Annotated in this window: 21 protein-coding genes and 1 tRNA gene; 8 read left to right on the top strand and 14 right to left on the bottom strand. The window is 68.4% G+C overall.

Going from position 1 to position 19,448, the window contains the following annotated elements; translation table 11 throughout:
- Positions 1–13: 13 nt before the first annotated feature.
- The 4 genes from cckA to fliQ are packed head-to-tail and all read right to left on the bottom strand — an operon-like array spanning position 14 to position 4,216.
- A complete protein-coding gene (gene cckA, locus QE389_RS11835; protein WP_307367529.1) occupies positions 14–2,047 on the bottom strand; it encodes a cell cycle histidine kinase CckA in 2,034 nt (677 codons plus the stop codon).
- 51 nt (positions 2,048–2,098) lie between these two features.
- Positions 2,099–3,175: a flagellar biosynthesis protein FlhB gene (gene flhB / locus QE389_RS11830; protein WP_307367528.1), complete on the bottom strand. Its 1,077-nt coding sequence runs from the start codon at positions 3,173–3,175 to the stop codon at positions 2,099–2,101.
- Positions 3,168–3,953: a flagellar biosynthetic protein FliR gene (gene fliR, locus QE389_RS11825; RefSeq protein ID WP_307367527.1), complete on the bottom strand. Its 786-nt coding sequence runs from the start codon at positions 3,951–3,953 to the stop codon at positions 3,168–3,170. The genes flhB and fliR overlap by 8 nt, the downstream gene beginning before the upstream one ends.
- Positions 3,953–4,216: a flagellar biosynthesis protein FliQ gene (gene fliQ / locus QE389_RS11820; protein WP_307367526.1), complete on the bottom strand. Its 264-nt coding sequence runs from the start codon at positions 4,214–4,216 to the stop codon at positions 3,953–3,955. The genes fliR and fliQ overlap by 1 nt, the downstream gene beginning before the upstream one ends.
- A 157-nt stretch (positions 4,217–4,373) precedes the next feature.
- Here fliQ and folE point away from each other — a divergent pair, with 157 nt between their 5' ends.
- The 5 genes from folE to QE389_RS11795 all read left to right on the top strand — a co-directional run bounded on the left by folE (position 4,374) and on the right by QE389_RS11795 (position 10,157).
- Positions 4,374–4,958 carry a GTP cyclohydrolase I FolE gene (folE, locus tag QE389_RS11815; protein ID WP_307367525.1) on the top strand — a complete coding sequence of 195 codons (585 nt, stop codon included), beginning with the start codon at positions 4,374–4,376 and terminating at the stop codon, positions 4,956–4,958.
- Positions 4,959–5,007: 49 nt separating this feature from the next.
- Positions 5,008–6,159 carry an acyltransferase gene (locus QE389_RS11810; protein WP_307367523.1) on the top strand — a complete coding sequence of 384 codons (1,152 nt, stop codon included), beginning with the start codon at positions 5,008–5,010 and terminating at the stop codon, positions 6,157–6,159.
- Positions 6,160–6,262: 103 nt separating this feature from the next.
- Positions 6,263–7,021 (top strand): sugar transferase, encoded by a 759-nt coding sequence (locus tag QE389_RS11805; RefSeq protein ID WP_307367521.1) that lies wholly within the window; start codon positions 6,263–6,265, stop codon positions 7,019–7,021.
- A gap of 90 nt (positions 7,022–7,111) precedes the next feature.
- Positions 7,112–9,067 (top strand): acetate--CoA ligase, encoded by a 1,956-nt coding sequence (acs, locus tag QE389_RS11800; protein WP_307367519.1) that lies wholly within the window; start codon positions 7,112–7,114, stop codon positions 9,065–9,067.
- Positions 9,068–9,158: 91 nt separating this feature from the next.
- Positions 9,159–10,157, top strand: coding sequence for a bile acid:sodium symporter family protein (locus tag QE389_RS11795; RefSeq protein ID WP_307367517.1), 999 nt, complete (start codon positions 9,159–9,161; stop codon positions 10,155–10,157).
- On the opposite strand, the gene leuA is transcribed toward QE389_RS11795, so the two are convergent.
- The 6 genes from leuA to QE389_RS11765 all read right to left on the bottom strand — a co-directional run bounded on the left by leuA (position 10,154) and on the right by QE389_RS11765 (position 15,234).
- Positions 10,154–11,869, bottom strand: coding sequence for a 2-isopropylmalate synthase (gene leuA / locus QE389_RS11790; RefSeq protein ID WP_307367515.1), 1,716 nt, complete (start codon positions 11,867–11,869; stop codon positions 10,154–10,156). The genes QE389_RS11795 and leuA overlap by 4 nt on opposite strands.
- Positions 11,870–12,103: 234 nt before the next feature.
- Positions 12,104–12,177, bottom strand: a tRNA-Gly gene (locus QE389_RS11785).
- An 84-nt stretch (positions 12,178–12,261) separates the two neighbouring features.
- The gene (locus tag QE389_RS11780) at positions 12,262–13,230 is read right to left on the bottom strand and encodes a TraB/GumN family protein (protein ID WP_307367513.1); all 969 of its coding nucleotides are present in this window, start codon (positions 13,228–13,230) and stop codon (positions 12,262–12,264) included.
- A 50-nt stretch (positions 13,231–13,280) separates the two neighbouring features.
- The gene (locus QE389_RS11775) at positions 13,281–13,469 is read right to left on the bottom strand and encodes a helix-turn-helix transcriptional regulator (protein ID WP_307367511.1); all 189 of its coding nucleotides are present in this window, start codon (positions 13,467–13,469) and stop codon (positions 13,281–13,283) included.
- Between the two features lie 3 nt (positions 13,470–13,472).
- Positions 13,473–13,931 carry a hypothetical protein gene (locus tag QE389_RS11770; protein WP_307367509.1) on the bottom strand — a complete coding sequence of 153 codons (459 nt, stop codon included), beginning with the start codon at positions 13,929–13,931 and terminating at the stop codon, positions 13,473–13,475.
- An 85-nt stretch (positions 13,932–14,016) separates the two neighbouring features.
- A complete protein-coding gene (locus QE389_RS11765; RefSeq protein ID WP_307367507.1) occupies positions 14,017–15,234 on the bottom strand; it encodes a DNA recombination protein RmuC in 1,218 nt (405 codons plus the stop codon).
- Positions 15,235–15,355: 121 nt separating this feature from the next.
- Between QE389_RS11765 and QE389_RS11760 the strand changes: the two genes are divergently transcribed.
- Positions 15,356–15,718 (top strand): hypothetical protein, encoded by a 363-nt coding sequence (locus QE389_RS11760; protein ID WP_307367506.1) that lies wholly within the window; start codon positions 15,356–15,358, stop codon positions 15,716–15,718.
- A 7-nt stretch (positions 15,719–15,725) separates the two neighbouring features.
- Here the strand turns inward: QE389_RS11760 and recR are convergent, their stop codons facing one another.
- On the bottom strand, positions 15,726–16,328 hold the full coding sequence (gene recR / locus QE389_RS11755) for a recombination mediator RecR (RefSeq protein ID WP_307367504.1): 603 nt from the start codon (positions 16,326–16,328) through the stop codon (positions 15,726–15,728).
- Positions 16,328–16,657 (bottom strand): YbaB/EbfC family nucleoid-associated protein, encoded by a 330-nt coding sequence (locus QE389_RS11750; RefSeq protein ID WP_307367502.1) that lies wholly within the window; start codon positions 16,655–16,657, stop codon positions 16,328–16,330. Before QE389_RS11750 ends, recR begins: the two co-directional genes overlap by 1 nt.
- Positions 16,658–16,814: 157 nt before the next feature.
- On the opposite strand from QE389_RS11750, the gene QE389_RS11745 reads away from it, so the two are divergent.
- Positions 16,815–17,429, top strand: a complete 615-nt coding sequence (locus QE389_RS11745; protein ID WP_307367500.1) for a malonic semialdehyde reductase — start codon at positions 16,815–16,817, stop codon at positions 17,427–17,429.
- 80 nt (positions 17,430–17,509) lie between these two features.
- On the opposite strand, the gene QE389_RS11740 is transcribed toward QE389_RS11745, so the two are convergent.
- Positions 17,510–18,238, bottom strand: a complete 729-nt coding sequence (locus tag QE389_RS11740; RefSeq protein WP_307367497.1) for a cytochrome c family protein — start codon at positions 18,236–18,238, stop codon at positions 17,510–17,512.
- A 146-nt stretch (positions 18,239–18,384) separates the two neighbouring features.
- Between QE389_RS11740 and QE389_RS11735 the strand changes: the two genes are divergently transcribed.
- Positions 18,385–19,113, top strand: coding sequence for a 3-deoxy-manno-octulosonate cytidylyltransferase (locus QE389_RS11735; protein ID WP_307367495.1), 729 nt, complete (start codon positions 18,385–18,387; stop codon positions 19,111–19,113).
- Between the two features lie 20 nt (positions 19,114–19,133).
- On the opposite strand, the gene QE389_RS11730 is transcribed toward QE389_RS11735, so the two are convergent.
- On the bottom strand, positions 19,134–19,358 hold the full coding sequence (locus QE389_RS11730) for an alkylphosphonate utilization protein (protein ID WP_307367493.1): 225 nt from the start codon (positions 19,356–19,358) through the stop codon (positions 19,134–19,136).
- Between the last annotated feature and the right edge of the window lie 90 nt (positions 19,359–19,448).

Below are 19,448 nucleotides of genomic sequence, written 5' to 3'. Positions count from 1 at the left end.
CGGGGCGGCGTGATCACGCCGCGTGCAGCTCCTGCTTCACCCGTTCCGCCAGGGTCTTGATGTCCAGCGGCTTGGGCAGGAAGGACACGCCCGTCTCGTCCTGCAACAGGTCCGAGAAGTCGCTTTCGGCATAGCCCGAGATGAACATCACCGGGGCGTCGCCCAGATAGGGCCGGGCCTTCTTCAGCAGCGACGGCCCGTCCAGCCCCGGCATGATGACGTCGGAGATCAGCATGTCGATCTGGCCCGCGTGCTCCTCGGCCAGAAGCAGCGCCTCCTCTCCGTCGGCGGCCTCGATCACCTCGTAGCCGCGCTGGCGCAGCAGGCGGGCGGCGATGCCGCGCACGGCGTCCTCGTCCTCGACGAACAGGATGCGGCCGGCGCCGGACAGGTCGCGCGGCGCCTTGGCCTTGACCTCGACCGGCTGGACCTCGGCCAGTTCCGCCTCGCCCGCCGCCGGCAGGAAGAGGCGGAAGGCCGCGCCGGCTCCGTCGATATTGCTGACCGACACATGGCCGCCCGCCTGCTGGGCGATGCCATAGACGGTGGCCAGGCCCATGCCCGTCCCCTCGTTCACCGCCTTGGTCGTAAAGAAGGGCTCGAAAATCTTGTCCAGCAGTTCGGACGGCACGCCGGGGCCGGTGTCCGACACCTCGATCAGGGCGACCTCGTCGGTGGAGGCGTCGACCCAGCCCAGGCCCCGCGCCTCCTCGGCGGTCAGACGGCGAGTGGTGATGGTCACGACCCCGGCGCCGGGTTCGACCACGCCGCGCATGGCGTCGCGGGCGTTGACGGCCAGATTCATCACCGCCGTCTCCAGCTGAGACTTGTCGGCCAGGACCACCGGCAGGTCGCGGCCGTAGTCGGTCTCCAGCCGCACGTCCTCGCGCAGCAGGCGGCGCAGCAGGATGGCGAACTCGCCCACCAATTCGCCCAGGTCCAGCCGCTCGCGCCGCACGGTCGACTTGCGCGAGAAGGCCAGCAGCTTGCGCACCAGGTCCGCCGCCCGGATCGCCGTCTGGCGGATTTCGTTCAACCCCTCGTAGGACGGGTCGCCGACCGGGTGGCGTTCCAGAAGGCCCGACAGCTGAAGCTGGATCGCCGTCAGCAGATTGTTGAAGTCGTGCGCCACGCCCCCGGCCAGCTGGCCCACCGCCTGCATCTTCTGGGCCTGGGAAAGCTGCAGCTCCATCGACTTCTGGGACGAGACGTCGAACAGCCAGATGCGGCGGTTGTCGCCCTCGGCCGCCACATAGAGATGCAGCACCTTGTCGGGAAAGGCCCGCGCCACCAGTTCGATCGGCCCGGAAGAGCCCGCCGCCAGCTTGGTCCGCGCCTCGGCCACGCCCGCCGGATCGAACAGATGGCCGAAGGCCGCGTCGCGCGCCGCCGCCGGTCCGGTCAGGACGGCCAGGGCCGGATTGGCCTCTTCCGCCCGGCCGGCGAACAGGTCGTCGCCGGCGATCACGGCCGAACCGAAGGGCGCGCCGGCGGCCATGGCGCGCGCCTCTCCGGTGGAGGCCGCCACCGTCTGGATCGCGACGACCGGCAGGGGCAGCACCGCCTCTGGCGCGGCGCGCATCAGGAACCGCCCCTCGCCAGCGCGGCCGATCACCACCTCGACCTCGCGCGATCCGATCTGGACGATGGCGTGGCCGGGGTGGCCCTGTCGCGCCTGGGCGAAGGCCATGTAGAGGGCCTGGGCCGACTTGCCGCGCGGCAGGGCCACGGTCGCGCCGTTCGCTTCGGCCCAGGCGGCGTTGAAGGCCAGGACCTGGCCCGAATCCCACACCAGGGCCGCCGGCTCGGCCATGGCGTCCAGCAGGTCGATGGCGGCGTCGGTGGACGGCCCCGCGCGGCCCGCGTTTCGAAAGCCGAACAGACCGATCAGGGCGATCAGGGCCACGGTCAGGATCAGCACCATCCCCGGCGCCGAGGTCGGATTGGCGCGAAAGGCCGGATAGGCCAGGGCCGCGACCACGGCCGCCACGCCGAACGCCATCAGGGCCGACGACAGATCGAACGAAGGGCGTCGGGTGGACGTCATGCGGCCTCGCGAATCAGTGGGCTGATCATACGCTCAAATCCTGACCGGGCCTTACCGGCGACGCCGGGACTGGAAAACGAAGCCGATGATCTTGGCGGCGGCGTCGAAATGTTCGCGCGGAATGATCTCGTCCACCTCCACCGTCGCATAGAGGGCGCGGGCCAGGGGCACGTTCTCGACGATGGGCACGCCGTGCTGGGTCGCCACCTCCCGGATGCGCAGGGCCAGGGCGTCCACCCCCTTGGCCACGCAGACCGGCGCCCCGTCGCCCTGGTCCGGCTCGTAGCGCAGGGCCACCGAATAGTGGGTCGGGTTGGTCACGATGACCGTGGCCTTGGGCACATTGGCCATCATCCGCTGGCGGCTGCGCTGCATGCGGATCTGCTTCAGCTTGGCCTTGACGTGCGGATCGCCCTCGGACTGTTTGAAGTCCTCCTTCAGCTCTTCCTTGGTCATCCGCATCCGTTTGGCGAAGCGCAGCTTCTGCCACAGGTAGTCCGCCCCCGCCGTCGCGCCCAGCAGGATGATCGCCGCCACGAACAAAGAGATCGACATGTCCCGCGCCAGGGGCAGGATGGCCATCGGGCTGACGGCGGCCAGGTTCTCGAACTCGCGCGCATGGGGTTTCAGCACCATCCAGCAGACCACGCAGACGGCGATCAGCTTGAGGAACGTCTTCAGGAACTGCACCAGGCCGTCGGGACCGAAGATGCGCTTGAAGCCCTGCAGAGGACTGACCGACGACCATTTGGGCTTCAGCTTGTCGGCGGTGAAGATCAGACCCGACTGGGCCAGGTTGCCCCCGGCCCCGCCCAGGATGGTGGCCAGCATGACCGCCCCCAGGAAGGGCGCCACGGCCCAGACCGCCCGCATCATGATCTGATTGCCCGCGCCCGAGTTCAGCACCCCCAGCATCTGATGCGGCTCGGCGATGAAGGGCAGCATCCGTTCGGCGATGGACGAGGCGAACCAGCCGCCCCCCATCAGTATGACCGCCGCGGCCCCGGCCAACGACAGGACCTGGGCGACATCCGCCGACTTGGCGACATCGCCCTTCTTGCGCGCCTCCTCGAGTTTTCGAGGGGTTGCGGCCTCTGTCTTCGACTCGGGATCGGCGCCTTCAGCCACCGACGCCTCCCCCCGAACCGCCCAGGACGAAATATTCGGCCAGACGGCGGTAGCGGTCGATGAAAACCGTCCCCAGCGCGCCCAGGCTCAGGGCGAAGATCGACAGCCCCAGGATGACGCTCAGGGGCGCAGCGGCGAAATAGACCTGGAACGACGGCATGACCCGCGCCACCAGGCCCGAGGCGACATTGAACACCAGGGCGAAGACCAGGACCGGCGCCGACAACTGCACCCCCAGAAGGAAGCTCTGACCCAGGGTCCGCACCGCCATGTCTGTGAAATCCGCCATCATCAGCGGCTTGGCCGGAGCGATCAGCTGGTAGGAGCCGACCAGCCCGCCGATGAACAGATGATGGGTGTTGGTGGCGAACAGCAGGGTCACGCCCAACAGGGTCAGGAAGGCGGCGATGGTCGTGCCCGGCTGGGCCTGCATCGGATTGGCGGTCTGCGCGAAGCTGAGCGTGGTCTGCAGCGAAATGATCTCGCCCGCCGTGATCAGGGCCATCATGAACATCCGCAGCAAGAGGCCGATCATCAGCCCGACCACCGCCTCGCGGATGATCCAGCCGACCATGACGCCCAGGCTGTCGGGCAGGGGCGGCAGGGCGGTCCGCACAACGGGCCACAGCGCCAGGGTGATCAGCAGCGCCAGCGACAGCCGCACGCGCGGCGGCACATAGGCTTCGCCGATGCCGGGGATCAGCATCAGGATCGTCCCGATCCGGGCGAAGATCAGCCCGCCGGCCCAGACCTGATCGGCGGTGGCGTAAGCCTCCACTACATCCCCGCGATACGGGCCGCGATCTGACGCATGAAGCCGCCCAGCAGCGCCCCCATCAACGGCAGGAAGACGATCAGGCTGATGAAGATGGCGATGATCTTGGGCGCATAGATCAGGGTCTGCTCCTGAATCTGCGTCAGGGCCTGGAACAGGCCGATCACCACGCCGACCACCAGGCCCACGATCAGGACCGGCAGGCACAGCTGGATCGTCAGCCAGATGGCGTCGCGCCCGACATCCAGAACTTCCGCGCCGTTCATCGGCCCACGCTCCCCAAAAACACCGGGCAGAAAATGCCGGGGCCATGGTTAACAGGCTGCTAACCCTGCGCCCTTTGCGGTCTGATCGGTCGCCGGGGACGTAAACAGGCGCCTGTCCCTCTCCCATTCCATCGACCGCCCCGCTATGAAGCCCGCCATGACCGATACCCGCGCCTCCAAAGTCACCCAGGCCGACGCCGAAGCCGCCGTCCGCACCCTGATCGAATGGGCCGGCGACAATCCCGACCGGGAGGGCCTGCTGGAAACCCCGTCGCGGGTGGCCAAGAGCTATCGGGAACTGTTCCAGGGCTATGAGGTCGATCCCCTGTCCTATCTGGAGAAGACCTTCGAGGAGACCGGCGGCTACGACCAGCTGGTGGTGCTGAAGGACATCCGCTTCGTCAGCTTCTGCGAACACCATATGCTGCCCGTGGTGGGTAAGGCGCACGTCGCCTATCTGCCGACCGACCGGGTCGTGGGCATTTCCAAGCTTGCGCGCGTGGTGCGCGGTTTCGCGCGGCGCCTGCAGATTCAGGAAAAGATGACCTCCGAGATCGCCGAGGCGATCCAGACCGTCCTGCGCCCGCACGGCGTCGGCGTGGTCATCGAGGCCGAACACAGCTGCATGACCCTGCGCGGCGTCAATGCGCCCGGCGCCAGCCTGTCGACCAGCCACCTGATCGGCGTGGTGCGCGACGACCCCCGCACGCGCGAGGAATTCTTGCGCCTGGTCCGGGGCTGACAATCGACGGCCCGTCTCTTGCGGGCCAAGGGTGCAAGGAGGCGTTCTCATGCCCTGGACCCTGATTTCGACCCGGAATGAGACAGTCCGCATCGCGCGCGGCGGCTGGCTGGACGCGCTGCGTTTCATCGTGGCCTTCCTGATCATCCTGCATCACTTCCAGGCGGCCGGGCCCGAGCCGCTGGCGCATCTGATCAATCCGATCTTCGAGCGCGGCGGCTTTCTACTGACCAATTTCTTCCTGATCGACAGCGGCTATGTGCTGATGCGGGTCTATGGGGCGGCGCTGGACAAGGGCCGGATGTCGCCGACCGACTTCTTTCTGAAGCGGTTCCTGCGCGTCACGCCCGCCCATCTGATCATGGGCCTGTCGCTGGTCGCCTTGGTGGCGATCGGAACGGCGGTCGGCTTCGCCCCGCGCAATCCCGAATGGTTCCGCTGGGACCAGTTGCCGGCCCAGTTGCTGCTGGTCCAGTCTTACGGCGTTTACGGCGGCCTGGGCTGGAACGCCCCCACCTGGTCCATCTCGGCCCTGATCGGCTGCTATCTGTGCTTTCCCTGGATCATCCGCGGCCTGATGCGGCTGGGGCCGTGGGCGGCCCTGGTCACGGGCGTCGGGGTGTATCTCGTGGCCAATCAGCTATGCTGGAGCCTTCTGGACTATCCCGTCTATCAGATGCCGATGGGCTATGGCTTCATTCGCGCCCTGCCCCTGTTCTTCCTGGGGATGTGCCTGGCCTGGTTCGCCCAGAAGGTCTGGATTGCGCCGCGCCTGGCCGGCTGGGCGGGGGCGCTGGCCGCCGCCGGCTTCTTCGCCCTGGAACTGCACGACAAACACGCGCTGGCCGCCCTGGCGCTGATCTCGGTGATCATCCTGGCCGCCGGCGCCGTGCCCGTGAAACGCCCCTCCAAACTGGTCGAGACGGCGGCCATGGTCTCCTTCTCCATGTTCATCACCAATGAGGTGGTGCGCATCGCCTGGTTCGGCGTGATCAACGTCGTCGTCGCAAGACTGGCCCTGCCCACGACCGTTCAGTGGGGCCTGTGGGGCCTGGGCGTCATGGCGGCGGTCGCCTTCGCCTTCGTCTTCCACTTCGCCGTCGACAATCCGCTTCAGACCCGCATCCGCGCCTGGTTGAAACGGCGGGGCGGTCGCGCGGACGCGCCGACCCTGCAACCTGTCGTCTCCATCGACGGCTAGGTCCCTGCGCCCATCGGCCTTTTCCCCTGCCTGGCGTTTTTCCTTGCGGCGCGGACGTTAACCTTTCATTAACCCTCTCCCCAAAGTCGGGGTCGAGGTAAGAATGTTTGACAGCCTGGCCGCCGTCGGCCTTTCCAACCCGGCTGCGCCTGTCGGCGCGCCCGTCGCATCCCCAACCTCAGGGCTGGTCTCGGGGCCGATCTTGGGTCCGGTCGGGGCTCCCTCCGCGCCCGGCGCCCGACGGTGGACGCCCCGCTATCGACGCGGCGCCGCCTCCCTCCTGTGCAAGCGCGCGCTGGACCTTGCGGTCGCGGGCCTGGTGCTTCTGGCCCTCTGGCCGGCCCTGATCCTGATCGCCCTGGCGATCCTCCTGGAAACGCCCGGCCCGATCCTTTTCCGCCAGCGCCGCACGGGCAAGGACGGCCGCGTCTTCCTCATCCTGAAGTTCCGCACCATGACGGTGACGGAGGACGGCGACGCCATCCGCCACTGCTTTCGCCGCGACCCGCGCGTCACCCGCGTGGGCGCCTTTCTGCGAGCCTCCAGCCTGGATGAACTGCCCCAGTTGATCAATGTGCTGAAGGGCGAGATGTCCCTGGTCGGGCCGCGCCCTCACGCCGTGGCGCACGATCGACACTATGGCGCCCTCCTGCCCGACTACGGCGCGCGCTTCGCCGTCCTGCCGGGCTTGACGGGCCTGGCCCAGGCCTCGGGCCTGCACGGCGAGATTCAGCAGCTCGGCTGCATGGCCCGCCGGGTCCAGGCCGACGCCGCCTACGCCGCCGGCTGGTCGTTCCGCGACGACCTGATCCTGTTGTGGCGCACCGTGCCCGTCCTGCTGGACCGTCTGGCCGCCGCGTGATCTCCGCCTGACCGCCGGACAGGTTTCGGCGTCGGAACCGCTTGATCTGACAGCGTCTTGCTGCCTTGATCCCGGCGTCGCAAAGCCGCGATGCAGGAGACCCCTCGCGTGTCCGAACCCGAACTCTATCCCGTTCCGGCCGATCTCGCCGCCCGGGCGCACATGGACTGCCAAGCCTATGAGGCCGCGCGGGTCGCCGCCCGCGAAACCCCCGACGCCTTCTGGGCCGCGCAGGCCGAGCGTCTGGACTGGATCACCCCCCCGACCAAGATCAAGGACGTCTCCTTCAGGAAGGCGGATTTCCGCATTCGCTGGTTCGAGGACGGGGTGCTGAACGTCGCCGCCAACTGCATCGACCGTCACCTGCCGGACCGCAAGGACGAAACGGCGATCATCTGGGAAGGCGACGATCCCGCCGACAGCCGCCGCATCACCTATGGCGAACTGCACGCCGAGGTGTGCCGCATGGCCAATGTGCTGAAGGCGCACGGAGCCAAAAAGGGCGACCGGATCACCCTGTATCTGCCGATGATCCCCGAGGCCGCCTACGCCATGCTGGCCTGCGCCCGGATCGGGGCCGTCCATTCGGTTGTCTTCGGCGGCTTTTCGCCCGACAGCCTGTGCGGCCGGATCGAGGACTGCGGCTCCAACCTGGTCATCACCGCCGACGAGGGCCTGCGCGGCGGCAAGCATGTGCCTTTGAAGGCCAATGTCGACGAGGCGCTGAAGAAGGTGAAGGTCGATACGGTCCTGGTCGTGCGCCGCACCGGCCGCGACGTGCCTATGACCGAGGGGCGCGACTTCGACTACGGCCTGGAGGCCGCCAAGGTCGACGCCGACTGCCCGCCCGAGCCGATGAACGCCGAGGACCCGCTGTTCATCCTCTACACCTCCGGCTCGACCGGAAAGCCCAAGGGGGTGCTGCACACCACCGGCGGATACCTGTTCTGGGCCGCCTGGACGCACGAGATCGTCTTCGACTATCGCCCCGGCGAGGTCTTCTGGTGCACCGCCGACGTGGGCTGGGTCACGGGCCACTCCTACCTGGTCTATGGGCCGCTGGCGAACGCGGCGACGACCCTGATGTTCGAGGGCGTGCCCAACTATCCCGACGCCGGCCGGTTCTGGCAGGTGGTGGACAAGCACAAGGTCGAAATCTTCTATACCGCCCCCACGGCCCTGCGCGCCCTGATGCGCGAGGGCGATGCGCCGGTGAAGGCCGCCTCGCGCGCCTCCCTTCGCCTGCTGGGCACGGTGGGCGAGCCGATCAACCCCGAGGCGTGGCGCTGGTATCACGACGTAGTCGGCGACGGACGCTGCCCGATCGTGGACACCTGGTGGCAGACCGAGACGGGCGGCCATCTGATCACCCCCCTGCCCGGGGCCACCGACCTGAAGCCCGGATCGGCCACCCTGCCCCTGCCCGGCGTCGAGCTTCAGATCGTGGACGCCGAGGGCCGGGAACTGACCGGCGCCGTGTCCGGCAATCTGTGCATCACCGACAGCTGGCCCGGCCAGATGCGGACCGTCTATGGCGACGACCAGCGCTTCTTCGACACCTATTTCTCGACCTATCCGGGCCGGTATTTCACCGGCGACGGCTGCCGCCGGGACGAGGACGGCTATTACTGGATCACCGGCCGGGTGGACGACGTCATCAACGTCTCGGGCCACCGCATGGGCACCGCCGAGATCGAAAGCGCCCTCGTTCTGCACGACGACGTGGCCGAGGCGGCCGTGGTCGGCTTTCCCCACGACATCAAGGGCCAGGGCATCTACGCCTATGTCACCCTGAACAAGGGGGTCGAACCGACCGAGGATCTGCGCAAGGCCCTGGTCGCCCATGTCCGCCAGGAAATCGGCCCCATCGCCGCGCCCGACGTGATTCAATGGGCGCCGGGCCTGCCCAAGACCCGGTCGGGCAAGATCATGCGTCGCATCCTGCGCAAGATCGCCGAGAACGAGATCGCCTCGCTGGGCGACACATCGACCCTGGCCGATCCGTCGGTGGTGGACGATCTGGTCAAGAACCGCGCGGGGGCTTGACGCGGGCGTTCACACAGGGATTCAGCAAGGGGTTCAACAGGGGGGCCTAGGGGCCTATCAGGAGCGGTCCCGACGCCGACCGAGCCGTTCCATGCCCCGCTTCCTGTCCCGCCTGCCGATCGACCGCTATCTGCTGGCCCTGATCGGCATGGTCGTCCTGGCGGCCCTGCTTCCCGCCAGGGGACAGGCGGCCGAGGTTCTGGACTGGGTGGTCAAGGCGGCCATCGCCCTGCTTTTCTTCCTGTACGGGGCGCGGATGTCGCCGGCCGCCATCGGCGCGGGCCTGCTGCACTGGCGGCTTCAGGGCACGGTCTTCCTGTCGACCTTCCTGCTGTTTCCCCTGCTGGGGCTGGGGCTGGTCTTTCTGATGCGGGGATCACTGCAGCCCGATCTGCTGACGGGGATGCTGTATCTGTGCCTGCTGCCGTCCACGGTGCAGTCGTCCATCGCCTTCACATCCATCGCGCGCGGCAATGTCGCCGGCGCCTTGACCAGCGCCAGCCTGTCGAACCTGCTGGGCGTCATCGTCACCCCGCTTCTGGTCGCCCTGCTGATCGGCGGCGCAAATGGCGGCATCCATCTGCAGTCCATTTTCGACATCGCTCTGCAGATCCTGGCCCCCTTCGCCGTGGGCCAACTGTGTCGACCCCTGCTGAAGGACGGGCTGGGCCGTCACGCCAAACTGACCGGCCTGGTGGACCGCGGCTCCATCCTGCTGATCGTCTACGCCGCCTTCAGCGAGGGGGTCGTCGCCGGCGTCTGGTCCCAGGTCGCGCCGCTGGATCTGGCCAAGGTGATCGGCCTGAACATCGCCCTGCTGGCGGTCGTGCTGACCCTGACCCTGGCGGCGGGCCGGGTCCTGCGCTTCGATCAGGCGGACCGGATCGTCATCCTGTTCTGCGGTTCGAAGAAGAGCATGGCCACCGGCATCCCGATGGCCGGCATCCTGTTCGCCGGGCACGCCGTGCCGCTGATCGTCCTGCCGGTCATGCTATTCCACCAGATCCAGCTATTCGCCTGCACGATCATCGCCCAGCGCTACGCCCGCCAGGCCGAAGCCGAGGCCCTGGAGTCGCCCCTGACGCCCTAACCGGCCGTCGTCAGGGTCTTTTCCGCCGCCTGAACGGCCACCCCGCCCGCCCGGTTGGCGGCGCCCAAAAGGGCCTTCAGCGAGGCGGTCGCCACATCCGGGTCGATGGCCACGCCGAACACCGTGGCGCCGTCCGGCGTCCGGCATTCGACATAGGCCGCCGCCTGGGCCGCGCCGCCATGGCCGATGGCGTGTTCGTGATAGTCGGCGATGTCCAGATCCAGCCCGCAATCCTCGCGCAGGGCGTCCAGGGCGCTGGACAGGAAGCCGTTGCCCCGCCCCGTGATGCGCCGCTCCTGGCCGTTCAGGCGGATGCGCCCGCTGAATCGCCGCTCGCGCCCCGGCGCCGAACGCCCTTCCTCATAGTCGATCAGGGCGAAGGGCCCGTTGTCCCCGCCCGGCGCATAGACGCCGTCGAACACGGTCCAGATGTCCTCGGCCGTCAGTTCGCGCCCGGCCGCGTCGGCATAGGCCTGGACGTGGCGGCTGAAATCGGCCTGCATCCGCTTGGGCAGTTTCAGCCCCTTGTCCTGCTCCAGCACCCAGGCGAATCCGCCCTTGCCCGACTGGGAGTTGACGCGGATCACCGCCTCGTAGGACCGGCCCAGGTCGGCCGGGTCGATAGGCAGATAGGGCACGTTCCAGATCTGGTCGTTGCGCTGGGCCTGGGCGGCGAAGCCCTTCTTGATCGCGTCCTGGTGGCTGCCGGAAAAGGCGGTGAAGACCAGTTCCCCGGCATAGGGATGACGCGGGTGGACCGGCAGGGCGTTGCAATGCTCCACCGTCTGGATCACCCCGTCCATGTCCGAGAAGTCCAGCCCCGGATCGACGCCCTGGGTGTAGAGATTCAGCGCCAGCGTCACCAGATCGACGTTGCCGGTGCGTTCGCCATTGCCGAACAGGCAGCCCTCGACCCGGTCGGCGCCGGCCATGACCGACAGTTCCGCCGCCGCAACGCCCGTGCCCCGGTCATTATGCGGATGGACCGAGACGATGACGCGGTCGCGGCGTGAGATGTGGCGGCAGAACCATTCCACCTGGTCGGCATAGACGTTCGGCGTCGCCGCCTCGACCGTGGCCGGCAGGTTGATGATCAGCGGCTTGTCCGGCGTCGGCTCGATCACGTCCATCACCGCCTCGCAGACCTCCAGGCTGAAATCCAGCTCGGCGGTGGAGAAGGTTTCGGGACTGTATTCGAAGCGCCAGGCGGTGTCGGGGCGGCGTTCCGCCTGCTCGCGCATCCGGCTCATGCCCTCGACCGCGATGGCCTTCACCTGCGGGCGGTCCATGCCGAAGACGATCTGGCGCCAGGCCGGCGACACGGCGTTGTACATATGGACCACGGCGGTCCGCGCGCCCTCCAGGCTCTCGAACGAGCGGGCGATCAGGTCGGCCCGCGCCTGGGTCAGCACCTGCACCGTCACATCGTCCGGCACGGCGCCCGAGCGGACCAGGCCGCTGATGAAGTCGAACTCGGTCGCCCCGGCCGAGGGGAAGCCGATCTCGATCTCCTTCAGGCCGATCTTCACCAGAAGGTCGAAGAAGCGCTGCTTCTTCTCGGCGTTCATCGGGTCGATCAGGGCCTGGTTGCCGTCGCGCATGTCGGTCGACAGCCAGCGCGGCGCCCTGTCGATGGTCCGGCTCGGCCACTGACGGTCCGGCAGGTCCACGATCGGAAAGGGGCGATATTTGATGGAGGGGTCGCGCAGCACCGTGCGTCTCCTGAACGTCTTGCGATCTTCAAAGGGGGTTACGACAGCGTGTTCCGCCGCCGGGCAGCCGTCAGTCCCGGCGGCAGCCGATAAGTCGCAGACCCGCGCACGAAAGGGCGCAGAGCGAACAGGCCAGAAGCGAGGCGAAAGAATTTACCACGCCCCAGCCTATCAAGGATCGTCTGGAGACACAATCCACCCATAATGGGCGATCTGCGGAACAAGGCGACCGACTGGAGCGGGCAGCGGGAATCGAACCCGCACGAGCAGCTTGGGAAGCTGCCAGGCTACCACTACATCATGCCCGCATCGGGTCGGTCGGGGGCGGCGTGGAGACGGCCCTCGCCCGAACCCTTAGCCGGGCCTCGGCGCCGGCTCAAGCGCGATGCGCCTTATTGAACCGCTTCGACGTCCACGCCGCGCGCCTTCAACTGGGCCTGGACGCTGTCGTCGCCCGCCAGATGTCCGGCCCCAACGGCGATGAAGACCGTGCCCGAGCCTTGAAGCAGGGTCTGAATCTGGTTCGCCCAGTCGGTGTTCCGATCCACCAGCAGCGCCTTGTACAGGGCGGGCGCGGCGTCTTTCATATCCTCGACCATGACCCGGTCGATGGCGGCCACATCGCCCTTGGCCCAGGCAGAGACCATCTCGTCCAGCTTGGTCGCGGCGTTCTCGTAATCCTTCAGCGTCTCGCGCAGGAAGGACAGTTGCACGTCGTCGGGCAGGTCGGCCAGAATGCCGATCTGCTTATCGAGGGTCTCGAAACCGTGGATCGGCTTGCCGGCCGTCTCGGCCCGCGCCTTCAGGACCAGTTCGACGCCGGACTTGGGATCGTAGCCGGCCTTGACCAGAGGCGCGACAGACAGGCTGAGCGCGGCCAGCCAGGGCCGCATCGGCTGAAGCTGGGCGGCGGAGGCGCCCATGGCCTGGGCAGCCGCGTCCAGTTCGGCGTTTTCTTCCGGCGTCAGGCGGCTGGACAGGGGCGTCTCGGGCGACAGGCCGTGCTGCTGGATCAGCGGCATGATGGCGGCCTGGTCGTCGGGGTTGCTGATCTCGAACCAGATCTCCGAGGCGCTGTCGAACGCGGCCTTGACGCGCGGGCTTTCCCACCCGGTCGTCGGGCGCAGCACATGGACCGAGCCGAACAGATACAGGGTCGAATCCGCATCCTTGACCACCCACAGGGCCGGACCCTGGCCCTCGATGGCGGGGGCGGCGACGGGCGCGGCCGGCTGGGCCTGCGCCAGGGCGTCCACGGGCGCGCCGGCGACGGCGACGAACAGGGCCAGACCGCCGACGACGCCGGCGGCGCCCTGAGCGACGGTGAAGGCCGAGGTCTTGAGCAGGCGAACGAAGGTCATGTCGGGGTCCTTGTTTGAACGGGAAGCGGCGATCAGCGCGGCGCGCCGGACTATTCGGAGAAGATGGATTCGATGGGCTGGCCGAAGACGCGGGCGATCTTGAAGGCCAGCGGCAGGGAGGGGTCGTAACGGCCGGTCTCCAGCGCGTTGACGGTCTGGCGCGACACGCCGAGCTGTTCGGCCAGCCGCGCCTGGCTCCAGTCCCGTTCGGCGCGCAGGACCTTGAGGCGGTTGTTCATGGTTCAGCCCCGCATCCGCGCCAGCCACCACCACACCCAGACGACGGTGTAGCCGATCAGCATGGGGGCGATCATCAAGGCGGCGCCGGCGGACAGATAGTCGATGGGCGCACCGCCCGAGCCGATCTCACGCGCGATGATGTCGCGCCACGGCCCGGCCGAGGACAGGATCAGGCCGACGCCGCTGACGCACATGCCCGCCGTACCGCCCCAGTACCAGGCCGCCTTGTGCGCCTCACGCGCGGCCTCGTCGATCACGCGCATCCATTCGGCACCGATCCACAGGGCGCCGGCCATGATGGCGGCGGCGAAGACTGCGGTCACGATCAGTTCGCCCATCTCGGGCGCGATCCATCGCGAACTGGAGGCGTAGCCGACCGCGATGCCGCTGAGGAAGGCGAACAGCAGGCCGCCGCAGAACGTGATCACCGTCGCCTTGATTACCGGCCGCCACTTGCGCATCAGTCAACACCCCTTGTCCTATTGACAAGTTACATTGACATTCCTGCTCGGGCGCTGTCAAGCGCCCTTTCCACACCGAGACTTTTTATTCGACCTTGGCGGCGGCGATCAGTTCGGGGCGGGCGATGGCCCGGGGCGCCGTTTCAACCGGCGTCAGATCCGGCAAAGCCTTGCCCTCGTGATCGACCTGCAGGTCCTCGAACCGGCGGGCGGACACCATCACCTGGCTCTCGAGCGAGCCGACGAACTGATTGTACTTGCCGACGGCCGCATCCAGCGCCCGCCCGACAGCCGAGGCATGCCCGCCCATGACCGACAGCCGCTTGTAGAGTTCGCGACCCAGGGCGGCGACCTTGTCGGCATTGGCCGCCTGCTCTTCCGCCCGCCAGCCATAGGCCACGGCCTTGCACAGGGCGAACAGGGTCGAGGGCGTGACGATGACGACGCGCGAGGCCATGGCCTGGGTCATCAGGTCCGGCTCGTGGTCCAGAGCCGTGACCAGGAAGGCGTCGCCGGGCACGAACAGGACGACGAAGTCCGGGCTGGGCTTGAACTGGTCCTGATAGGCCTTGGACGACAGCTGACGCACATGGGTCTTCAGGCTGGCGGCGGTGCGCAGACCCACGGACCGGGCGCGGGCCTCCTCGTCGCCCTCCCCGTCATCGAAGGCCAGCGGGACCTTGGCGTCGATCACGAACATGCCGCCGCCGGGCAGGCGGACGATGAAGTCGGGCCGGTTCTGACGCCCCTCGTCGTCGGCGCTGGAGGTTTGTTCGGTGAAGTCGAACCGCCCGGCCATGCCGGCGGCCTCCAGCACGTTGCGGCACGTCTGTTCGCCCCAGCGCCCGCGCCGGCCGGTGTTGCCGCGCAGGGCTTCGGTCAGCTTGCGCGCCTCGTCGCGCGTGGCCGAAGACGCCGCCATCAGGGCCGCCAGCTGTTCGCGCAGGCCGCCCGTCTCCTCGGCCCGCGTCTTTTCCAGGGCCGCGACATGCTCCTGGAACCTGGTCAAGGTGTCGGCGACGGGCTTCAGCTGGGCGGCCATCCGCTCGCGCGCCAGCAGGTCCTGGGCGCGGAAGGTCTCGGTTGCGCGGCTGACCATCTGGTCGGCCACCACCTGGGCCGACTGGGCCGCCTGGGCGCGCAGCAGTTCGCCCAGAGTGGCGCGGCTTTCCTCCACCAGGTCGAGGCGCGCCTCGGCCGCCGCCAGTTCGCCGCGCGTCCGCTGCCAGCCCATGAAGGCCCACAGGAAGCCGCCCCCCAGGGCCAGGGCGAGAACGGCGAGAAGCGGCGCGATCATGTTCATGCTCCGTTCCTAGCGGGAGTCGCCCGCGATGAGAAGCCGACCCGCCGCCTGCGCGTCGGATCAGGAACGTCGCCGTTCGAATGACGTTGGCCTGTCAGCCCATTGCACGAAGGACGACGCCATGACCCCGGAACAACCCCACCGCCACGACAAGGTCGCCGATGCGGTGCACGACGGTCGCCCGGTGGACCCCGAACTGGTGCGCAGCGGCCGCAAGAACCCGCGCATCCTGGCGATCCTGGCCGTATCGACCCTGGCTGCGGCCGTCCTGCTGCTGGGGCTGTGGATTCTGACCAACGGGGTCTTCCAGTCGCAGAACGCCGAAACCGGCCCCGAAGCCGCCGCCGCCCAAACCCAGACTTTCGCGGGCGAAAGCCAGACGCCGCCCGCCGCCGACGCCCCGACGGACGAAACGGGCCGCGCCGTCCCTACCCCCACCGGCGAAGCCCCCAACGTCAACGCACCGACGGCGCCGTCGAACTAAGACCGGATCACGCCGGGCGGCGCGCCCGCAGCGCCTGGACGATGGTGCCGTCGTCCAGCCAGTCCAGTTCGCCGCCCACCGGCACGCCGCGCGCCAGGGAGGTGACTTGAACCTCCGGCCCGGCGATCCGCTCGGCGACATAGTGGGCTGTGGTCTGGCCGTCGACGGTGGCCGGCAGGGCCAGGACGACCTCGCGCACCCCGCCCCCCTTCACCCGTCCGACCAGTTCGGCGATCCGCAGATGTTCGGGGCCCACCCCGTCCAGGGCCGACAGCAGGCCGCCCAGAACGTGATACTTGCCGCGAAAGGCGCCCGACCGCTCCATGGCCCACAGGGCCCCGGCCTCTTCCACCACGCAGATCAGGCCGTTGTCGCGCGCGCCGTCCGAACAGATGGCGCAGGGGTCGCGCGTGTCCGGCGCGCCGCAGACCGAGCAGGACACCACCTTCTCGGCCGTCTCGGCCAGGGACGCCGCCAGGGGGACCAGCAACTGCTCGCGGCGTTTCAGCAGGGCCAGGGCCGCCCGGCGGGCCGAGCGCGGCCCCAGCCCCGGCAACTTGGCCAGCAGGGAGATCAGCCGTTCGATCTCCGGCCCGGCGGAGGCGGCCATCAGAACAGTTTCGGCATTCCGGGAATGTTCATTCCCGCCATCGGCCCGGCCGCTTCGCGCATCAGGGCGTTGTTCTGTTCATCCAGCTTGCGCTTGGCGTCGGCGTGGGCGGCCACGATCAGATCGGCCAGGATTTCGCCCTCGCCGGGCCTCAGCAGGCTGTCGTCGATCCGGATGGCCGTGATCTCGCCAGGCCCCTTCAGGGACACGGAAACCAAGCCGCCGCCCGAGGAGCCCTCGGCGACGGTTTCAGCCATCCGGGCCTGGGCCTCCTGCAGCTTCTGCTGCATCGCCTGGGCCTGCTGCATCAGTTGGGTCAGATCTTTCATGGCCCCTAGATAGGGCGATAACGACCGATGCGACAGGGGGTTCGGCCGCGGATAGCAGCATCGGAAACGGCGAGGCGACGCATTGGCCCTTGCGGCGGCCGCGCAAGGCTTTAATCAGTACCTGATCACGTTGCAATTCCAATCCGAAAGGCAGCCCATGGCCCATGGCGCCCCCACTCGACGCGACGCCCCGCTGTCGGACGCCGCCCTGTCGCAGTTGTTCACCGACGCGCGAACGCGCAACGCCTGGACCGACCGTCCTGTCGCCCCGGAGCTGCTGCGACGGCTCTACGAGTTGACCAGGTTCGGCCCCACGGCGGTCAACAGCACGCCCGCCCGTTTCGTCTTCGTCACCTCGCCCGAAGCCAAGGCGCGTCTGCTCCCGCTGATGAGCGCGGGCAATCGGGACAAGACGCGACAGGCGCCGGTGACGCTGATCCTGGCGCAGGACATGGACTTCCACGACCATTTGAAGACCCTGTTCCCCCATACGCCGGGCGCTGCGGCCTGGTTCGCCGACGAGGCCCTCCGCCGCGAAACCGCCTTCCGCAACGCCTCGCTTCAGGGCGGCTATCTGACCATCGCCGCCCGCGCCCTGGGCCTGGACGTCGGGCCGATGTCCGGCTTCGACGCGGCGGGGGTGAAGGCCGAGTTCTTCCCCGACAGCAATGTCGAGCCGAACTACATCCTGAACCTGGGCTATGGGTCGGACGAAAACCTGTTTCCCCGCTTGCCCCGTCTGTCGTTCGACGAGGCGGCGCAGATCGTCTGAGCCGGCGTCCATTCGGCGAAAAACAAAGAAGGGCGGCCCGTCGGGGCCGCCCTTTTATCGTCTCGACCTCGACGCCGCGATCAGTGGTTCGCGGGCGCCGGGCTGGTGGCGGCCGGCGGAGCGGCTGGCGTCGCCTGGGTCGTGGCGGGGGCCGCGGCGCCCCCGGCGGCCGGCGCCGCGCCGGTCGCTTCGGTCGCCGCAGCGCCTTCGGTGACGGGCGCTTCCCCGCCGGCGGCGGGCGCCGCGCCCGGCTGACGCGCGGGATCGGGCGCGGGGATGGCGTAGCCGGAAGCGCCCTGGGTCCGCAGCCAGGCGATCAGATTGATGCGCGTCTGGGCGTCGCGGATGCCGGCGAACGACATCTTGGTTCCCGGAACATATTTCGCCGGGGCGGTGATGAAGCTGTTCAGGGCGTCATAGGTCCAGGTCGGAACCTCGCCCTTGTGCTTGGTCATGGCGTCCGAATAGGCGAAGCCGGGCCGGTGCTCGACCGGGCCGCCGACCACGCCCCACAGGTTCGGTCCGATCTTGTCGGCGCCGCCCTGATGACCGTCATGGCAGGCCTGGCAGCGCGCGAAGGCGGCTTCCCCCGCGGCCAGATCGGCCGTCGGCAGCACCGTGCCCCAATCCGGCGGCAGCTCGGCCGTCTCGCCGCCCGCCGCCTCTTCCGGCGCATCGACGAAATAGCCCATCTTCTTCGGAGGTTCGGAATGATAGATCAGGCCCGACGCCTGCTGGACCACCAGGATGACGAACGCTGTCCCCAGGCCCGCGCCGAAAATCTTGTTCCACTTCAGATCGCCGCTCATGCCCCTGGTCTGCTCCCTGTGCCGCGCCGGGTCCCCGCGTGAACACGCCCCGGACATTCTCTTGCGTCGGCGTGTCTGGCACGGTAGCGCGACCTTCGCAACCGCGCCCGCGCACGAGGGACCGTCGCCGGAGGTCAGGGAAGTCGATGAATCCTTTGATAATGATACCTGCTCGCATGGCGGCGACCCGCCTGCCGAACAAGCCCCTTGCCGACATCGGCGGCCTGCCCATGATCGTGCGCGCCTATCGCCAGGCCGAGCAGTCGGGCCTGCCCGTCGTGGTCGCGGCCGGCGACCCTGAAATCGTCGAGGCGGTGGAGGCGGCCGGCGGCCGCGCCGTCCTGACTGATCCCGCCCTGCCCTCGGGCTCCGATCGCATCCGCGCCGCCGTGGACGCCATCGATCCGGAGGGTGATTTCGACGCCGTCATCAACGTCCAGGGGGACATGCCCTTCGCCAGTCCGGGCCTGGCCACGGCCTGCGCCGCCGTCCTGCACGGCGAACCCGCCTGCGACATCGCCACCCTGGTCGCGGCCGAGGCCGACGTCTCAGACCGAACCAACCCCGACGTGGTCAAGGCGGTGCTTGCGCTGGGAGAGGCCGAGCGCCAGGGTCGCGCCCTCTATTTCACCCGCTCGACCCTGTATGGCGATGCGCCGATCTGGCGGCACATCGGCGTCTACGGCTATCGCCGCGACGCCCTGAACCGCTTCTGCGCCGCGCCGCAATCGCCGCTGGAGCGCCGCGAAAAGCTGGAACAGCTGCGCGCCCTGGAAATGGGGATGCAGATCTGGGCCGCCGCCATCGACACGGCGCCGATTTCGGTCGACAATCCGGCGGACCTGGAGGCCGCGCGCCGGATCGCCGCCGGTTAGAGCCTGATTCAGGAGCCCGATCAGGCTTTCTTGACGAACTCGGTCCGCAGCACCAGGCCGCGCACCTTCTCGACATTGGCCTCGATCTCGTCGGGATCGCCGGTCAGGCGGATGTTCTTGACCAGGGTTCCGCGCTTCAGCGTCACTCCGCCCGATCCCTTGACCTTAAGGTCCTTGATCAGGGTCACGCTGTCGCCGTCGGCCAGGGTGTTGCCGTTGGAATCTTTGGTCACGTCTTCGGTCATGGCCAAGCTTCTAACCTTCCCCCTCCTCCCCATGCAATGGGGAGGAGGACCGCAAAGCGGTGGAGGGCTTTTGAAGCCCCGCCGACAGCG

Origin of the sequence: Brevundimonas sp. SORGH_AS_0993, assembly GCF_030818545.1 — a bacterium.
Taxonomy (GTDB): domain Bacteria; phylum Pseudomonadota; class Alphaproteobacteria; order Caulobacterales; family Caulobacteraceae; genus Brevundimonas.
Note: the sequence above shows the minus strand (reverse complement) of the source record. Positions and strands in the feature narration are given on the sequence as shown.

Bases quoted from the DNA above. Each gene is read 5' to 3' on its own strand.
- cckA (WP_307367529.1), bottom strand. From the start codon at position 2,047: ATGACGTCCACCCGACGCCCTTCGTTCGATCTGTCGTCGGCCCTGATG.
- fliQ (WP_307367526.1), bottom strand. From the start codon at position 4,216: ATGAACGGCGCGGAAGTTCTGGATGTCGGGCGCGACGCCATCTGGCTG.
- folE (WP_307367525.1), top strand. From the start codon at position 4,374: ATGACCGATACCCGCGCCTCCAAAGTCACCCAGGCCGACGCCGAAGCC.
- QE389_RS11810 (WP_307367523.1), top strand. From the start codon at position 5,008: ATGCCCTGGACCCTGATTTCGACCCGGAATGAGACAGTCCGCATCGCG.
- QE389_RS11805 (WP_307367521.1), top strand. From the start codon at position 6,263: ATGTTTGACAGCCTGGCCGCCGTCGGCCTTTCCAACCCGGCTGCGCCT.
- acs (WP_307367519.1), top strand. From the start codon at position 7,112: ATGCAGGAGACCCCTCGCGTGTCCGAACCCGAACTCTATCCCGTTCCG.
- QE389_RS11795 (WP_307367517.1), top strand. From the start codon at position 9,159: ATGCCCCGCTTCCTGTCCCGCCTGCCGATCGACCGCTATCTGCTGGCC.
- QE389_RS11780 (WP_307367513.1), bottom strand. From the start codon at position 13,230: ATGACCTTCGTTCGCCTGCTCAAGACCTCGGCCTTCACCGTCGCTCAG.
- QE389_RS11775 (WP_307367511.1), bottom strand. From the start codon at position 13,469: ATGAACAACCGCCTCAAGGTCCTGCGCGCCGAACGGGACTGGAGCCAG.
- QE389_RS11770 (WP_307367509.1), bottom strand. From the start codon at position 13,931: ATGCGCAAGTGGCGGCCGGTAATCAAGGCGACGGTGATCACGTTCTGC.
- QE389_RS11765 (WP_307367507.1), bottom strand. From the start codon at position 15,234: ATGAACATGATCGCGCCGCTTCTCGCCGTTCTCGCCCTGGCCCTGGGG.
- QE389_RS11760 (WP_307367506.1), top strand. From the start codon at position 15,356: ATGACCCCGGAACAACCCCACCGCCACGACAAGGTCGCCGATGCGGTG.
- recR (WP_307367504.1), bottom strand. From the start codon at position 16,328: ATGGCCGCCTCCGCCGGGCCGGAGATCGAACGGCTGATCTCCCTGCTG.
- QE389_RS11750 (WP_307367502.1), bottom strand. From the start codon at position 16,657: ATGAAAGATCTGACCCAACTGATGCAGCAGGCCCAGGCGATGCAGCAG.
- QE389_RS11745 (WP_307367500.1), top strand. From the start codon at position 16,815: ATGGCCCATGGCGCCCCCACTCGACGCGACGCCCCGCTGTCGGACGCC.
- QE389_RS11740 (WP_307367497.1), bottom strand. From the start codon at position 18,238: ATGAGCGGCGATCTGAAGTGGAACAAGATTTTCGGCGCGGGCCTGGGG.
- QE389_RS11735 (WP_307367495.1), top strand. From the start codon at position 18,385: ATGAATCCTTTGATAATGATACCTGCTCGCATGGCGGCGACCCGCCTG.
- QE389_RS11730 (WP_307367493.1), bottom strand. From the start codon at position 19,358: ATGACCGAAGACGTGACCAAAGATTCCAACGGCAACACCCTGGCCGAC.